This is a genomic window from Massilia sp. Mn16-1_5, from assembly GCF_004798585.1.
Lineage (GTDB): Bacteria > Pseudomonadota > Gammaproteobacteria > Burkholderiales > Burkholderiaceae_D > Telluria.
This window is the reverse complement of record NZ_PPXQ01000013.1, coordinates 43,706-58,893: the sequence shown is the minus strand read 5'-3', so window position 1 is coordinate 58,893 and position 15,188 is coordinate 43,706. Positions and strand designations below refer to the sequence as shown.

Genomic DNA, 15,188 nt, shown 5'->3' with positions numbered 1-15,188 from the left:
CGTCTTGGTATCTTCGGGTAACTAAGTCCGGCTCAGGCGGCGACGCGGAAGCGCGACACCGAGTTTTTCAGTTCCTGCGCCAGCACGGCCAGCTGGCGGATCGAGTGGGCGGTCTGCTCGGTGCCGGCTTGCGTATGCTCGGTCACCGACAGGATATGCTGCATATTGTGCGCGACGCCGTTCGCGGAGGTCGCCTGCAGGCCGGTTGCGAACGAGATCCCCTGGATCAGTTCCGCGAGGCGGTTCGAGACGCGCGAGATGTCGGCCAGCGCCGCACCGGCGGCATCCGACAGGCGCGCGCCCTCGACCACGCCCTGGGTCGATTTTTCCATCGCCGCGGCGGCGTCGTGGGTGTCCGTCTGAATCGTCCGCACCAGCGCGCCGATCTGCTTGGCCGCCTCGCCCGAACGTTCGGCCAGGCGCTGCACCTCTTCCGCGACGACCGAGAAGCCGCGGCCCGCTTCGCCGGCCGACGCCGCCTGGATCGCCGCGTTCAGCGCCAGCACGTTGGTCTGCTCGGTAATGTCGGAAATCAGTTCGGTGATCTCGCCGATCTCCTGCGAGGATTCGCCCAGGCGTTTGATGCGCTTCGAGGTTTCCTGGATCTGTTCGCGGATCTCGTGCATGCCGAGGATCGCGTTCTGCACGGCGGCCGAGCCCTGCTCCGCCGCAGCCACCGACTGGCGCGCCACCTCGGCCGATTCGTTGGCCGACTTCGACACGTCGGTAATCTCGCCCGCCATGCGCAGGACCGTGCTGGATGCTTCCTCGATCTCGCGCGACTGCTGCTCGGTCGCGCCCAGCAGGCCCGTGGAAATCAGCTGCGCTTCGTTCGAGGCCAGCGTCACCTGTTCGGCGGTGGTGGTCACGCGCAGCACCAGGCCGCGCAATTCCTCGACCGTGTAGTTGACCGAGTCGGCGATGGCGCCGGTGATGTCTTCCGAGACGGTGGCGTGCACGGTCAGGTCGCCGTCCGCCACTTCCTGCAGTTCGTTCATCAGGCGCAGAATCGCGGCCTGGTTCTGGCTGTTGGTGGCCTTGGCTTCTTCTTCCTGGGCTTGCGCCAGCTGGCGCTGGGCTTCCGCTTCGCGGCGGCGGCTTTCTGCGCCACGGGTGCGGTTGCGCGAGTCCTGCAGCATGACGCGGCTGATCGAGCCGGCCGTGGCCAGCGTGAAGATCGAGGCCACCACCAGCAGCCAGAACCAGCCGTTCTGCGAGGATTGCTGGTCGCGGTAGCCGGACTGCAGGGCCGCCACTTCCTTTTTGACGTCTTCGTTGTCGCGGTGGATGGTGCGCGCGGCGGCGCGCGCCTTCGAGTAGGCGGCCGGGTTGTCGAGGAAGGGTGAGAAGTCCTTGCGGAAGGCGTTGAAGCGGGTCTGGATCTGGACCAGCTTGTCGCGCAGGTCGGGATTGCGCTGGGCGGCGCCGCCACCGAGCAGCACGCCGAGCGCGTGCTCGAAGGCCGCGCTGTCGGCGCCGATGCGCACGGCGGCGTCGTCGTCGGGCACGCCGATGGCGAAGAACTGGTTGGCGCCGCGCGCCAGGCGCTGGGTCAGCATCATCATGCGTCCGATCGCGGCCAGTTCGCCGGCGCTGGCGCCGCGCTCGACGTTCTGCGTCATCAGGTCTTCGGTCAGCTTGAGCATTTCGGAAGCGAGGCCGTCGAGCTGGCGCACGCTTTTATCGAAGGCGATCAGCGCCGGCTTCATTTTCAGGATGTTGGCCGCGCCCTGCTCGGAGGCGCTCCAGGTATTGCGCACGCGCGCCAGCAAGGCGGCCTGGCGGCCGCTGGCGCCGGGAATGGCAACGTCGCCCAGGTCGCCGCCCTTGCTCAGCAGGCGCATGTTGCGGTCGACTTCGGTGCGGCTTTCGTCGAGCTGGGCGAAGGAATCGGCACGGCCGGCGAGCGCGTTCGGCGCGGCCTTGCCGGCACGCTGGGTATGCATCAGGATGTCGCCGGCGACCTGGATCTGGGCGGCGACCTTGGCGTTCTCCGCCGCGTTCTGCCACATCGCGAGGATGGTCAACAGGATGCCGGCGCCAAAGGCGGCGAGCAGGATGCGCAGCTGGCGCGGCAGCGACAGGTGGCCGATCAGCGGCAGGCTGAGTTTATCGTCCTCGTCCTCGTCCTCGGCCACGGCGGAAGGGGCGGCAGCCGAGCGGCCGCGCATCACGTTCCCGAGCCGCTGCATGGCTTCCTCGGCCGAGCCTCCCGCGGGCGCGGGGTCCACGCTGTCAGGCACCGCGTCGACCAGCACGTCGGCGCCGAAGCGCGTGTCCGGCGACGCCAGCACGGTGTCGTTCTCGCCCTTCCCTTTCGGAAGGAAATTCAAACTCATCTTTGAAGCGATTCCCATTGCGGCTCCCTGATGCTGCGGTTTTTTTATGTGTTATCGGCTCGACGCGAGTGCGACGTGCAGGAAGCGTTCTTCCCGCACCAGCGCCGCCAGCGACAGCGGCGTCCAGGCATGGCCCTCGGCGTCGCGCAGCCGGCCCGTTTCTTCCTGCATCGCGCCCGGACGGCGCAGGCCGTAGACGCGGGTGACGAGCAGCGCGCAGTTGATGCCGAGGCGCGGCGCCAGCGACACCAGGCGCGCCTCCGGTCCGGCGGCGGTCGTGTCGGGATCGAGATAGCGCGCCAGGTCGATCACGCCCATCAGGCTGCCGCGCACGTTGGCCAGGCCCAGGTACCAGGGCTGGGTCAGCGGCACGGTCGCCAGCGCGGGTGGCGGCACGATCTCGCCGGCTTCGGTCAATTCGAGCAAGTAGCGCTCGGCGCCGATGGCCACGCCCAGCTGGTGCTGGGTAGCGCCCGTGCCGCTTTGCGCGGCCTGCATGCGCGCCAGCAGCTGCGCCTGGTAGTCGCGCAGGCGGGTGCGCCGCGCGGCTTGCGGCGCCAGCATGGCGGCCTCAAGGGCGGCGTTCATCAGGCGCCCAGCGCGGCGATGCGCGCCAGCAGCTGGCCAGGATCGACTGGCTTGACGAAGTAATCCTTGGCGCCCTGGCGCATGCCCCAGATGCGGTCGGTTTCCTGGTTCTTGCTGCTGCAGATGATGACGGGAACGGCGGCCAGTTCGGGATCGCGCGCGATCGCACGGGTCACCTGGAAGCCGTTCGCGCCCGGCATGACGACGTCCATCAGGATCAGTTCGGGGCGGTCGGCGCGCATCTTGAGCAGCGCATCCTCGCCGTTGTCGGCGGTCGAGACGGCAAAGCCGTTCTTCACCAGGATGTCGGTCAGGTAATAGCGTTCGGTCGGGGAGTCGTCGACGATCAGGATCTTGTTAATGGCCACGGGGGCTCCGCTTGTCAGTATCAGGCCTTCGGGGCCGTGTGCTCGCGGACGGCCGCGAGCAGGGTGTCTTTGGAAAACGGCTTGGTGAGATAGGCGCTCGAGCCGACCATGGCGCCGCGCGCGCGGTCGAACAGGCCGTCCTTCGAGGAGAGCATGACGACCGGCGTCGCGTGGAAGCGCGCGCTCTTCTTGATCAGGGCGCAGGTCTGGTAACCGTCCAGGCGCGGCATCAGGATGTCGCAGAACACGAGGGCCGGATGGTGATCGTTGATCTTGGCCAGCGCGTCGAAACCGTCCTCGGCCAGCACCACCTGGTAGCCGGCCTGAGTGAGGAAAATTTCAGCCGAACGGCGGATCGTGTTGCTGTCGTCGACCACCATGACCGTAAGGCCATTTGCTCCCTGCGATGTCGTCATATTCGTTTCACTTCAGCATGGACCGCCAAGATAGCATAGGGAGTCCGGCTTGTGCGGGAAGTGTTGCACAGAGTCAACTAAGGGCAAACGGGTGGGGGAAAAGCTTGTTGGAAGGGCTAGAAATTACGTTATCGACCGAGGTTGGTTTGATAACTTGATTGATTAATTGGCACGGTTTTGTAGGGTGGGCACTTGTGCCCACGCGGTACAAGGTGTGCGGACTCGCGGCAATTGCGGTGGTACGCACCGGTACCATACCGCGTGGGCGGAGCCCGGTGAACCCGTCATTGCGGCCATTGGCCACAATGACCCCTACAAAATCAGATTGCCGTCATCTCGAAATCATCTTTTCGGGCGCCGCACTCGGGGCACGTCCAGTTCATCGGCACATCGGCCCAGCGCGTGCCAGGCGCGATCCCGTCGTCCGGGGCGCCGGCTTCTTCGTCGTAGACCCATCCGCAGATCAGGCACATCCAGGTCTGGTAAGCGGTCGCCGTCGTATCGTTACTCACGTTGTCGTTCCTTCGATCTAGTAAAATGGGGAATCAGGTATCTTAATCTACCAGTCGTGCAAAACCAACCGTCTCCGCTGATTCTCACATTTGGGGTGTCCGACCCGGTCGGGGCGCTCGGCGTGCAGGCAGATGTCGCCACCTTCGCCGCCCACGGCTGCCATGCCCTCTCGATTCCCACCGCGCTGCTGGTGTCGGACAGCATGCGCGTCGAGGAGTGGCATGAAGTCGATACCGGCGTGATGGCCGACCAGGCGCGCCAGGTGCTGGAAGACATGCCGATCGCCGCCGTAAAAATCGGCGCCATCGCCAGCATCGAGCAGGCCGCGGCGATTGCCGAAATCGTCTCCGACTACGCCGAGGTGCCGCTGATCGTCGACCCTTTCCTGTCCGCCCTGCCCGACTCCGGCATGTCCGACGAGGACATCGTCGCCTCGATCCGCCAGATCCTGGCGCCGCAGGCAACGATCCTGCAACTGTCGCAATCGGAACTCGGACGCATGGCCGAACTCTGGCGCGAAGCGGGGGCAGACGGCTCGCTGGAAGCCGACGTGGCCGAACTGACCGCGCGCGGCTGCCAGTACGTGCTCGTCACCGGCACCTCGAGCGAGGGCCACAAGCGCGCCAACAGCCTGTTCGACCGCGACGACGGCGTCACCATCATCGACTGGCAACACCTGCCCGGCCCGTTTGTCGGCGCCGGCACCACGCTCTCGGGCGCGCTCGCCGCCTGCATGGCGCGCGGCATGGACGCCGTCGAGGCCTTGCACGCCGCCCAGGACTACACCTACGGCGCCCTCCAGCACGCCCAGCGCTTCGGCATGGGCAAGCTCGTTCCCAACCGTTTTTATCGCATCCTGCCGCAGGCCGGCAGCACGAAAGCATCCAAGACATGACGACTGAACAATCCCGCAACGACACCCTGTTCGCCCGCGCCCAGGAAAGCACGCCCGGCGGCGTCAACTCGCCGGTGCGCGCCTTCCGCTCGGTCGGCGGCACGCCGCGCTTCATCACCCGCGCCGAAGGCCCGTATTTCTGGGACGCCGATGGCAAGCGCTACATCGACTACATCGGTTCCTGGGGCCCGGCCATCGTCGGCCATGCTCACCCGAAAGTGATCAAGGCGGTGCAGGATGCGGCGGCGAATGGCCTCTCCTTTGGCGCGCCGACCGAAGGCGAGATCGAGATCGCCGAGGAAATCTGCAAGCTGGTGCCGTCGATCGAACAGGTGCGCCTGGTCTCCTCGGGGACGGAGGCGACCATGAGCGCGCTGCGCCTGGCGCGCGGCGCCACCGGCCGCGACAAGATCGTGAAGTTCGAAGGCTGCTACCACGGCCACGCCGATTCGCTGCTGGTGAAGGCCGGTTCCGGCCTGCTGACTTTCGGCAATCCAACCTCGGCCGGCGTGCCGGAAGATTTCGTCAAGCACACCCTGGTCCTCGACTACAACAACGTCACCCAGCTGGAAGAAGCCTTCGAATCGATGGGCGACACCATCGCCTGCGTGATCGTCGAGCCGGTCGCCGGCAACATGAACCTGATCCGCGCCACGCCGGAATTCCTCAATCGCATGCGCGAACTGTGCACCAAGTACGGCGCCGTGCTGATCTTCGACGAAGTCATGTGCGGCTTCCGCGTCGGCCTCGGCGGCGCCCAGGAAATGTACGGCATTACCCCGGACCTGACCGCCCTCGGTAAAGTCATCGGCGGCGGCTTGCCGGTGGCGGCCTTCGGCGGCAAGCGCGAGCTGATGCAGAAGATGGCGCCGATCGGCCCGGTCTACCAGGCCGGCACCCTGTCGGGCAACCCGGTGGCGGTGGCCGCCGGCATGACCACCCTCAAGATCGTGCAGGAGCCGGGCTTCTACGACAAACTAACGGCTGCCGGCGAGAAACTGGTCGCGGGCCTGACGGCGGCGGCGAAAGAAGCGGGCATCGCCTTCTGCGGCGATTCCGTCGGCGGCATGTTCGGTATGTACTTTAGCGAACAGATTCCGGCTTCATATGCTGAGATGATGGCTGGCGACAAGATGCGTTTCAACGCCTTTTTCCACGGCATGCTGGACGAAGGCGTGTACTTCGCTCCCGCCATGTTCGAGGCGGGCTTCGTATCGATTGCACACGATGACGCCGTCATCGAGGAAACGGTAGCCGCCGCGCGCAAGGTATTCGCCCGTATCGCCTGACGCCGCAACTGCACGCTCTTGTCGTAGCCCTGCTCGCGCGGGCCCGGGTTGCCCGACGACAGGAGCCGTATGAAACTGTTCCAACGCCTCACCGACAACGCCACCCTCAAAGCCCTCGGCCCCGGCCTCATCTCCGGCGCCGCCGATGACGATCCGTCCGGCATCGCCACCTATTCCCAGGCGGGCGCGCGCTTCGGTTTCAATACGCTCTGGACCCTGGTGCTGACCTACCCTTTCATGGTCGGCATCCAGGCCGTGTCGGCGCGCATCGGCCGCGTCACCGGGCTCGGCCTGGCCGGCAACATCCGGCGCACCTATCCGGCCTGGCTGCTGTACACGCTGGTGCTGCTGCTCCTGGCCGCGAACATGATCAATATTTCGGCCGACATTGCTGCCATGGGAGAAGCGGCGCGCCTGGTCGCGGGCGCCGGCTCGGCCCACATGTATTCGCTCGGCTTCGGCCTACTCTGCCTGGCCCTGCAATTGTTCCTGCCCTACACCCGCTACGTGCGCGTCCTGAAGTGGCTGACGCTGGGCTTGCTGGCCTATGTGGCGACCGGCTTTGCCATCGACATTCCCTGGCGCGAGGTGGCGGCGCGCACGGTGCTGCCGCATTTCTCCTTCACCAAGGAATCGATTGCCCTGATCGTGGCCATTTTCGGCACCACCATCAGTCCCTATCTGTTCTTCTGGCAGGCCTCGCAGGAAGTCGAGGAGATCCGCGCCGACGACACGGCCCACGCCCTGCGTATCAGCTCCACGGATGCGACTGAACAATTGAAACGCATGAAGACCGACACGATGATCGGCATGGGTTTTTCGAACGCGGTCGCCTTTTTCATCATGCTGACGGCGGCCGTGACGCTGGGCGCCCACGGCGTCACCGACATCCAGACCTCGGCCCAGGCCGCCGAAGCGCTGCGCCCGGTGGCGGGCGATTTCGCATTCTGGCTGTTCGCGCTCGGTATTGCCGGCACCGGCCTGCTGGCCGTGCCCGTGCTGGCCGGCTCGGCCGCATTTGCCGTCACCGAAAGCTTCCGCTGGCGTAACGGGCTGGAACTGAAGGTGCAGGAAGCGAGAAAGTTCTATGGGATCATCGCGCTGGCGACACTGGGCGGCATGCTGCTCGACTATGCGCCGATCGACCCCATCGAAGCGCTGATGCTGTCGGCCCAGATCAATGGTGTGATCGCCGTCCCGGTGATGGCCATCATGATGCTGCTTGCGCAGAACCGCAAGATCATGGGTGAGTACACGCTGTCGCGGCGCCACCTCGTGCTCGGCTGGGGCGGCGTGGCGATCATGACGGTGGCGGTCGTGGCGATGTTCGCCACGCTCTAGCCGGCTTTCAGCCAGGAAGGGGCTGACCATGGCACGACTGAGACGATCTCCTCCCGGCGCGTCCCGCTCGCGGGTGCCGCGCTCGCAGCAGCCGCTGCCCCAGGCCGGGCAGGCGGCGCCGGTGCTCACGCCTGCCCTGCTGCGCGCGGCCGACGACGCCAATTCTGACGAGTATTACGCAAGTATCGTCGACGCCCTGAACGATGGTGCGCGCCGCTACGAAGTGAATACGGCGCTGCGCCTGGCCCACTTCCTGGCCCAGATCGGCCATGAAAGCAGCTTTCGCGCGCTGGAAGAAAACGGCCGCTATTCGGCGCCGCGCATGCGCGAGATCTTCGGTTGCCGCGGCGGTCCTTCCCGCTACGACCGTACACTCGACGACTGCCGCCTCGACGCCGGGGGGCGGCCCGATCGCCTGCGTCCAAAACTCTGGCTGGAAGCGGACAGCTACGCCGGCAACCCGGAGCGCCTGCTGTCCTACGTGTATGCGAACCGCCTGGGCAATGGCGACGAGGCATCGGGCGACGGCTTTCGCTACCGCGGGCGCGGCCTGATCCAGCTGACCGGCAAGGACAACTACGCCGCCTTCACCGCGGCGCATAACGCACGCAACAGCCTGGATCCACGCGATTTCGTGGCGGACCCAGACCTGCTCATGAGCGAACTCAAATACGCCATCGAATCGGCTTTCTATTACTGGGATGCGCGTACAGTAAACCCGCTTGCCGACCAGGATGACCTTGAGCAAGTGACCCGCGCCATCAATGGCGGCTTGAACGGACTCGACGATCGCGGAGCGCGCCTTGCAAGCATCAAGAAAGCCCTGGGTATCTGAATGCGTACTCGCAGCAGCGTGCTGCGCGGTGGCGCCCGTGCAGGCAGCCTCGCTGTGCACACCCGATGAACCCGTCGTGTTCGCCTGCCACGTGGGCAGCAAACTGGTGTCGCTGTGCCGCTCCGCCGGCGACCGTGGCATGCTGAGCTACCGCTTCGGCAAGCCGGACAGCGTGGAATTGCGCTATCCCGATCCGGGCCAGCAGGCCGGCGCCGCCTTTACCGTGAAATCGGCGCCGCTGGTCGGCGGCGGCGAAACGACCGTCGCCTTCCGCCGCGGTGCCTATACCTATACCGTCTACAGCAAGGTGGCGCGCGGTGCCGACGGCGTCAGCCCGGAATTCGAAGATGGGGTGATCGTCTCGCGGCGTGGCAAGGTGCTCAGCCGGATGCGCTGCGAGGATGGGGGAGAAGGCTTCCGGGAACCGGTGGCTGCGGTGGCGGTGAAATAAAATTTCACACGGACCACCTGGCTGAAATTTTATTACGCCAGCTTCAGCCTGTAGGGTGGGCGCCCCGTGCCCACCAAACGATGCGCTAACGAAATGCACGCTGCTGGTGGGCTCGGAGCGCCCACCCTACTCGCTGAAATTTTATTACGCCAGCTTCAACCAGCCACGGCGGCGGAAGTACCACAGCGGCGCAATCGCGCTCGCCACCATCAGCCCGATCGCGAACGGATAGCCGTAATCCCAGGTCAGCTCGGGGAACCATTTCTGGAAGTTCATGCCGTAGATGCTAGCGATCAGCGTCGGCGGCAGGAAGGCAACCGAGGCCACCGAGAAGATCTTGATGATCTTGTTCTGGTTGATGTTAATGAAACCGACGGTCGCATCCATCAGGAAGTTGACCTTGTCGAAGAGGAAAGACGTGTGGCCGTCCAGCGATTCGATGTCGCGCAGGATCTGGCGCGCCTCGTCGAACTGTTCCGAGTTCAGCAATCGGCCGCGCATCAGGAAGCTGACGGCACGCCGGGTGTCCATCATGTTGCGGCGGATGCGGCCGTTCAAGTCTTCCTCGTGGGCGATCGCATTCAGCGCGGCGGCCGCGTCCTGGTCGGTGAATTCCTTTTGCAGCACGCGCTGGCTGACCTCTTCCAGGCTCTCGTAGATGCCCTCCAGGGCGTCCGCCGAATACTCGGCGTCGGTCGCGTAGAGGTCGAGCAGCACGTCCATGTAGTCGGCGATCGAGCCGGGACGCGAACGGGCGCGCATGCGCACCAGGCGGAACACGGGTAAATCGTCCGAGTGGACCGAGAACAGGCGCTTGCCCGAGAGGATGAACGCAACCGTCACCACCCGCGACGGACCGTCCTCTTCCTCGAGCAGGAAGTCGGTGCGCAGGTGCAGGTCGCCATTCTCCGCTTCATAGTAGCGGGCCGAGGCTTCGATGTCCGAGACCTCGTCTTCGCCCGGCAGCGTCACGCCATAAATCGTCTTGACCCACGCGCGTTCGTCGTCATCCGGATCGGTGAGATCGACCCAGACAGGCGTGGCATTCTCCAGGTCCGCGCGCGAGGCGATGGGCACCTGGTTCAGTCGGCCATTTTGTAGGACAAATACGTTGATCATGCGCTTTCTCGGCCGGAATCAAAACTGACGCAAGTGTACCCGTTAGCCCCGAGCCCGGCCACCCCGAAACAACAGTTTTGCCCCGTATTAAGGCGTTTTTCAACGATCGGGCTACGGCAACTCGGCCGAAGCCATGCGGCGCTGGATCAGCACCGTGCGTTTCACCAGGTAATTGGTGCTGCGATGACGGTCGTAATAGCGGGGATTGGGCAGCATCACGGCCAGGCGCGCGGCCTGGAAGGGCGCCAGGTTGGCAGCCGGAACCTTGAAGTAGTAGCGCGACGCCGCTTCGGCGCCGAACACGCCGCGGCCGAACTCGACCACGTTCAGGTAGACCTCCAGGATGCGCCGCTTGCTCATCACCGTTTCCAGCATGAAGGCGATGATCATCTCCTGCCCCTTGCGCAGGTAGCTGCGGTCGCCCGACAGGAACAGGTTCTTGGCCAGCTGCTGGGTGATGGTCGAGCCGCCGCCGACCACCTTGTGCTTGCGGTTGTTGCGGTTATACGCCTTTTCGAGCGCGTCGAAGTCGACGCCCGGGTGGTCCGCGAAGTTCGCGTCTTCCGAGGCGACCACGGCGCGTTTGAGGTTGTTCGAGATGCGCTCGTAGGGCACCCACTGGTGCTTCAGCTCGGCATTCGGGTTCTTCTCGCGCAACTCCGACAGTTGCTGACGCATGAAACTGGTCGAGCTCGGATTGAAGTAGGCGAACCAGCAGACCTGGATGAAGAAATACAGCTGGAGCAGGAAGACGGCCAGGATCGGGCCCAGGAAAATCCACTTGATCCAGCGCCGTCCGCCCTTGGCCGACGCCGATCCATTACCTCGTTTTGCCATCGTTATATTTATTTTAGGTTCAGAAGCATCGTAAAGAGTGCGCGCGTTTCCGGCCGCACGCCGCGCCAGACCGTGAACGCCTCGGCGGCCTGTTCGACCAGCATGCCGAGGCCGTCGCGCGTCTCGGCACCGTGCGCAGCCGCAAACTGCATGAAGGGCGACGGCGCGCTGCCGTACATCATATCCAAAGCCAGCGTGCCTTTGGCAAAAGCCGAGGCCGGCACCGGCGGCATATCGCCTGCCAGGCTGCTCGAGGTCGCATTCACGACGATGTCGTAGGGTCCTGCGATCTCGTCGAAGCCGCAGGCAGCGACCTCGACATCGTGGCCGGCGAACGCGGCGACCAGGTTGTCGGCCGTGGCGCGGGTGCGGTTTGCCACCAGTATCGCTGCCGGCTTCTCTTCGATAAAGGGCAGCATCACGCCGCGTGCCGCGCCGCCCGCCCCCAGCATCAGGATGCGTTGATTGGCCAGCGCCACGCCGGCATTACGCACGATGTCGGCCACCAGGCCGGGGCCATCGGTGTTGTCGCCGACAATCTCGCCATCGATGAATTGCAGCGTGTTCACGGCGCCGGCCGCAAGTGCGCGCTCGCTCAGGCGGGTGGCGATCGCCGCCGCTTCCAGTTTAAAAGGCACGGTGACATTCGCGCCCTTGTAACCCTGCTTGATCAGGGTACGGACCACCTCGGCGAATCCATCGAGCGGCGCCAGGCAGCGCTCGTATTCCATGTCCTGGCCGGTCTGCGCGGCAAAGGCCGCGTGGATCTGGGGCGATTTGCTGTGCGCGATCGGATTGCCGATCACGCAGTATTTGTCTGTCATGCCTGCTCCTGCAGTTCGGCCTTCACTTTTTCCTCGCGGGTAAAAGTAAAACGGGTGATCACGATCCACAGGTCATCCTTGCCGGCCGTGCGCATGTTTTGCGGGAAGGCGCCGAAAGGTGCGGCGCGACGCACGATGTCCAGGGCGGCGCGGTCCAGGGCCGGGTTGCCGGACGAGCGCTCGATGCGCGGTCCGCCCTCCTTCTGGTACAGGCTGCCGTCCTGGAACACGGGAATCGATATGACCAGCTCGCCATACAGCTTCTTGCCGTTCTGCTGGGGGAAGTTCAGCGTGCCGACCTCTTCCACCTGCTTCTGCATCGCCTTGTAGTACAGCGCATAGCCGACCTGGCGCGTGCTCGGCGAAATGTGGGTGCGCTTCGGGCGTTTATTCTGGTCCTCGATGGTCTGCGTGATTTCCGCCGTCATGCGCGCGATCTGCTTGGCGGTGTCGACGTCGTCGTTGCCGGTGCGGGTCGGATCGGGCTTGTCCTTGTCGGTAACGGGCGCGGCGACGAAGGCCGACTTCTGCACCCGGGTCAGCACGTTCTGCTGCAGCTGCTCGAGTTCGACGATGCGCTTTTGCAGGGCCTTGATGCTGTCGCCGTTTTCCGTCTTGCGCAGGTCGGGCAGCGGCGATTTCGAGCGTCCCGCGTCAAGCGTACCGCCGCCTTCCAGGTTGGCCTGGGCCAGCGCCTCGGCTTTACTTGGCGCCTTGGCGTGCTTGGCGTTGACGAGGATGACTTCCAGGCCCGGATCGGCCGGCTCGAAACGCAAGGCATCGGGCGCCGCGAAACGGATGGCGAGCAGGACCGCGTGGGCCAGCACGGAGGCGGCCAGGGCAATCGTCAGGGGGCGGTTTTCTCGGGAGTACTTCACGCGGGCGGCCGAACGGCAGTTGAATCTGGGAATCCAAGCATTCTACCGTGCGAAGCGGCGCTGTGGGAGCTTGGTGGCGGCGTGGCAACGCCTGAGAAAAATTGTTGGCAGATGCGTAACGTAGGGTGGACACCACCGCCAACGGTCCTTATTTCGGGCAAACGAGTTTCAACGCGTGCCCATCCTTCTCCGCGTAATACTCGACGCACTTCTCGCCCTGCCGGTAAATCGTGCGCATGCCGAAGGACGAGACGTACTCGGCCTCGTCGAAGCTGACCGAGCCGTCGTGGTCGAGGTCGATCGCTTCGTAGGGCATCGGCGCCCGGTACACCATCCAGCCGAATGCGCCCCAGTACAACAGCATGAGCGCCGCCGTGGCGAGCACGAGCGCGCGCAGCGAGCGGTGCCGGCGGCGCGACCGCGCGCCGGCCTCAGTACCTGCCGCCATCAACCGGCAGCCGGGGCTGGGTCGTCGGTGCTGACCGCAGCGACGGCGCCTTCGGCCTCGACGACTTCCTCGACCGCGGCCTCGCCCGTATCGGCCACCTCGCCCTCTTCCTCTTCGAAGGCGATGTCTTCGCTCGGCGCCGCCGCCACTTCGAGCAATCTCGCTTCCAGCGACAGGTCGACCTCGTCCCAGCGCACGATGTCGAGTTTCACTTGCGCGCCGCGCGCCACCTGCGGCATGCCGGCCAGGCGGATTACCAGCGGCACATCGGAGAGGCGCAGCACGTCGTCTTTCAATACGACGGCATCGGCCTGCTTCACGCCTTCCTGGCCCAGCCAGCGCAGGCACCAGTAGCGCTCCATGGTCTGCTGGAAATCGTTATACGCGGCATAGGCCGCATCGAAAGCGGAAACGATCGAGAACAGGGTCGCGTCGCGCGGCTTGAAGGGGGCGACCAGCGGCGCCGTCACGCCGTGTTCGGCGCAGGCGATGATCTGCCACTGGTTCACCAGGTCGGTATAGCGGCGCAGCGGCGAGGTGCTCCAGGCATATTGATCGACGCCGAGACCCTGGTGCGGGGCCGCGTGCGTGACCATGCGCACCTGCATCTTGGCCGCCCAGCCCGCGCCACTGCCGGCGCCCTGCGAACGGTAGATGCCCGGCACGCCGGAATCGTGCAGCAGCTTGCCCCAAGTGCTGTTCGCGAAAATCATGAGTTCGGCGACGATTTTATCCAGCGGCGCGCCGCGCTTGCGGCGCACGATCGAGACCACGTCGTCTTCGACATAGAAATTGAAGTCGACGCGGTTCGCCTGCTCCGGCTTCAAACCGAAGGCTTCACGCTTGGCCATGCGGCCCGCTTCCAGTTTGAGCGCCCACTTCCACAGCAGCGCCAGTTCCGCCTTGTGCGGGTACTCGCCCACGCCATTTTCCAGCGTCTCTTCGTTGACCAGCTCGTCGAGATCGTTGTGGCGCAGGTTGCTCTGGATCGGCACCAGCTCGGCGCGCGTCGTGGTCGAGACCGTCGACCAGTCGGCCGGGTTCAACACCGCATACAGCGACAAGGCCGGGCAGGTATTGCCTTCGGCCAGCGTAAACGCATTCACCACCTCATCCGGCAGCATGGTGATCTTGTCACCCGGCATATACACGGTCGACATGCGGCTGCGCGCGATCTTGTCGATCTCGTCGTCCGGCTTGATGGCCAGGCCCGGTGCGGCGATGTGGATACCCACGCGCACATTGCCGTCGTCCAGATGCTCGACCGAGAAGGCATCGTCGATCTCGGTGGTGGTCACGTCGTCGATCGAGAAGGCGGCGACCTTGGCCGTCGGCAGCGCGGTCGGCGCGTTTGGTGCGGCCACCTGCGGGAAGCCGGCGCCGCGCGGGAAGTTCTCGAACAGGAAACGGCCCATGTGCAAATCTTTAGGCGAGGCGATGCCCTTGGTGGCCAGCATCAGCCGCGGCGCGGTGGTCTGCAGCTCGTTGGCCGCCGCTTCCAGCGCCTTGTATTCGATGGTGTTCTTGTCCGGTTTAAAGAGCAGTTGGGAGACGATCGGCTGCATCGCGGCCGGCAGCGTGCCTGCCTTGAGTTCCTCGACATAGGCGGCCTGGATCAGCGCCTGCTGCTTCTTCTTTTCGATGCCGGCCTGGGCCGCGCGCAACGATTGCTCGGGCGCGGCCTTGTAGCGCCCGCGACCCTTCTTGTAGAAATAGATCGGGGCGTTGTGCAGGGCCAGCACCAGGCCGGCCGCTTCCGCTGGCAAGGGTGCGTGACCAAAATATTCGGCGCCCAGTTCGGCAAAGCCGAATTCTTCCTGGCCGGCCACTTCCCACAGGAAGTCGAGGTCGACTTCGGCGGCGATGCCCTTGGCTTCCTCCAGCAGCACTTCCGGCGCCGGCTTTTCGAACTGGAGCAAGACATCCTTGGTTTTGACCTTGGACCGTTTACCGCTCGACAGTTCAACCTGATAGGCCTCGCCGGCCGTCGACAAGACCGTGCCGACCTTGAAGTCGCCCGATTCCTCAAAAAATACGTTCATGTTAT

The 15,188-nt window shown here is 64.9% G+C and carries 16 protein-coding genes; 5 read left to right on the top strand and 11 right to left on the bottom strand.

All coding sequences use genetic code 11. The annotated features are described in order from the left end of the window. Positions 1 to 32 precede the first annotated feature (32 nt). The 5 genes from C2862_RS16560 to C2862_RS16540 form a co-directional block, all read right to left on the bottom strand. Positions 33 to 2,357: a methyl-accepting chemotaxis protein gene (locus tag C2862_RS16560; RefSeq protein WP_136221241.1), complete on the bottom strand. Its 2,325-nt coding sequence runs from the start codon at positions 2,355 to 2,357 to the stop codon at positions 33 to 35. A gap of 33 nt (positions 2,358 to 2,390) precedes the next feature. Further along, positions 2,391 to 2,927, bottom strand: coding sequence for a chemotaxis protein CheW (locus tag C2862_RS16555; RefSeq protein WP_136221240.1), 537 nt, complete (start codon positions 2,925 to 2,927; stop codon positions 2,391 to 2,393). Beyond that, positions 2,927 to 3,295, bottom strand: coding sequence for a response regulator transcription factor (locus C2862_RS16550; RefSeq protein WP_136221239.1), 369 nt, complete (start codon positions 3,293 to 3,295; stop codon positions 2,927 to 2,929). Before C2862_RS16550 ends, C2862_RS16555 begins: the two co-directional genes overlap by 1 nt. Positions 3,296 to 3,315: 20 nt before the next feature. After that, on the bottom strand, positions 3,316 to 3,711 hold the full coding sequence (locus C2862_RS16545) for a PleD family two-component system response regulator (RefSeq protein ID WP_136221238.1): 396 nt from the start codon (positions 3,709 to 3,711) through the stop codon (positions 3,316 to 3,318). 320 nt (positions 3,712 to 4,031) lie between these two features. Further along, positions 4,032 to 4,184, bottom strand: coding sequence for a rubredoxin (locus tag C2862_RS16540; protein ID WP_136221333.1), 153 nt, complete (start codon positions 4,182 to 4,184; stop codon positions 4,032 to 4,034). A 95-nt stretch (positions 4,185 to 4,279) separates the two neighbouring features. Here C2862_RS16540 and C2862_RS16535 point away from each other — a divergent pair, with 95 nt between their 5' ends. The 5 genes from C2862_RS16535 to C2862_RS16515 all read left to right on the top strand — a co-directional run bounded on the left by C2862_RS16535 (position 4,280) and on the right by C2862_RS16515 (position 9,035). Then, positions 4,280 to 5,119 (top strand): hydroxymethylpyrimidine/phosphomethylpyrimidine kinase, encoded by an 840-nt coding sequence (locus tag C2862_RS16535; protein ID WP_136221237.1) that lies wholly within the window; start codon positions 4,280 to 4,282, stop codon positions 5,117 to 5,119. Beyond that, complete coding sequence (hemL, locus tag C2862_RS16530) at positions 5,116 to 6,408, top strand: glutamate-1-semialdehyde 2,1-aminomutase (RefSeq protein ID WP_136221236.1); 1,293 nt, start codon at positions 5,116 to 5,118, stop codon at positions 6,406 to 6,408. The genes C2862_RS16535 and hemL overlap by 4 nt, the downstream gene beginning before the upstream one ends. Positions 6,409 to 6,477: 69 nt before the next feature. Beyond that, complete coding sequence (locus C2862_RS16525) at positions 6,478 to 7,749, top strand: NRAMP family divalent metal transporter (protein WP_136221235.1); 1,272 nt, start codon at positions 6,478 to 6,480, stop codon at positions 7,747 to 7,749. 28 nt (positions 7,750 to 7,777) lie between these two features. Continuing rightward, the gene (locus C2862_RS16520) at positions 7,778 to 8,584 is read left to right on the top strand and encodes a glycoside hydrolase family 19 protein (protein ID WP_210736022.1); all 807 of its coding nucleotides are present in this window, start codon (positions 7,778 to 7,780) and stop codon (positions 8,582 to 8,584) included. Further along, entirely contained in the window at positions 8,553 to 9,035 is a 483-nt protein-coding gene (locus C2862_RS16515; protein ID WP_136221234.1) for a hypothetical protein, read from the top strand. Before C2862_RS16520 ends, C2862_RS16515 begins: the two co-directional genes overlap by 32 nt. Before the next feature lie 144 nt (positions 9,036 to 9,179). Here C2862_RS16515 and corA read toward each other — a convergent pair whose 3' ends face one another. The 6 genes from corA to C2862_RS16485 form a co-directional block, all read right to left on the bottom strand. Next, positions 9,180 to 10,154, bottom strand: a complete 975-nt coding sequence (gene corA, locus C2862_RS16510; RefSeq protein ID WP_136221233.1) for a magnesium/cobalt transporter CorA — start codon at positions 10,152 to 10,154, stop codon at positions 9,180 to 9,182. Positions 10,155 to 10,265: 111 nt separating this feature from the next. Continuing rightward, positions 10,266 to 10,991, bottom strand: coding sequence for a monofunctional biosynthetic peptidoglycan transglycosylase (mtgA, locus tag C2862_RS16505; RefSeq protein ID WP_136221232.1), 726 nt, complete (start codon positions 10,989 to 10,991; stop codon positions 10,266 to 10,268). 8 nt (positions 10,992 to 10,999) lie between these two features. Beyond that, positions 11,000 to 11,815, bottom strand: coding sequence for a shikimate dehydrogenase (gene aroE, locus C2862_RS16500; protein ID WP_136221231.1), 816 nt, complete (start codon positions 11,813 to 11,815; stop codon positions 11,000 to 11,002). Then, positions 11,812 to 12,693, bottom strand: coding sequence for an energy transducer TonB (locus C2862_RS16495; RefSeq protein WP_136221230.1), 882 nt, complete (start codon positions 12,691 to 12,693; stop codon positions 11,812 to 11,814). The genes aroE and C2862_RS16495 overlap by 4 nt, the downstream gene beginning before the upstream one ends. Positions 12,694 to 12,841: 148 nt before the next feature. After that, positions 12,842 to 13,141 (bottom strand): hypothetical protein, encoded by a 300-nt coding sequence (locus tag C2862_RS16490; protein WP_136221229.1) that lies wholly within the window; start codon positions 13,139 to 13,141, stop codon positions 12,842 to 12,844. After that, a complete protein-coding gene (locus C2862_RS16485; protein ID WP_136221228.1) occupies positions 13,141 to 15,183 on the bottom strand; it encodes a ribonuclease catalytic domain-containing protein in 2,043 nt (680 codons plus the stop codon). The genes C2862_RS16490 and C2862_RS16485 overlap by 1 nt, the downstream gene beginning before the upstream one ends. Positions 15,184 to 15,188 lie beyond the last annotated feature (5 nt).

Coding starts and splice junctions, on each gene's coding strand:
- C2862_RS16560 (WP_136221241.1), bottom strand. CDS start 2,357: ATGGGAATCGCTTCAAAGATGAGTTTGAATTTCCTTCCGAAAGGGAAG.
- C2862_RS16540 (WP_136221333.1), bottom strand. CDS start 4,184: ATGTGCCTGATCTGCGGATGGGTCTACGACGAAGAAGCCGGCGCCCCG.
- corA (WP_136221233.1), bottom strand. CDS start 10,154: ATGATCAACGTATTTGTCCTACAAAATGGCCGACTGAACCAGGTGCCC.
- C2862_RS16555 (WP_136221240.1), bottom strand. CDS start 2,927: ATGAACGCCGCCCTTGAGGCCGCCATGCTGGCGCCGCAAGCCGCGCGG.
- aroE (WP_136221231.1), bottom strand. CDS start 11,815: ATGACAGACAAATACTGCGTGATCGGCAATCCGATCGCGCACAGCAAA.
- C2862_RS16485 (WP_136221228.1), bottom strand. CDS start 15,183: ATGAACGTATTTTTTGAGGAATCGGGCGACTTCAAGGTCGGCACGGTC.
- C2862_RS16490 (WP_136221229.1), bottom strand. CDS start 13,141: ATGGCGGCAGGTACTGAGGCCGGCGCGCGGTCGCGCCGCCGGCACCGC.
- C2862_RS16520 (WP_210736022.1), top strand. CDS start 7,778: ATGGCACGACTGAGACGATCTCCTCCCGGCGCGTCCCGCTCGCGGGTG.
- hemL (WP_136221236.1), top strand. CDS start 5,116: ATGACGACTGAACAATCCCGCAACGACACCCTGTTCGCCCGCGCCCAG.
- C2862_RS16525 (WP_136221235.1), top strand. CDS start 6,478: ATGAAACTGTTCCAACGCCTCACCGACAACGCCACCCTCAAAGCCCTC.
- mtgA (WP_136221232.1), bottom strand. CDS start 10,991: ATGGCAAAACGAGGTAATGGATCGGCGTCGGCCAAGGGCGGACGGCGC.
- C2862_RS16545 (WP_136221238.1), bottom strand. CDS start 3,711: ATGACGACATCGCAGGGAGCAAATGGCCTTACGGTCATGGTGGTCGAC.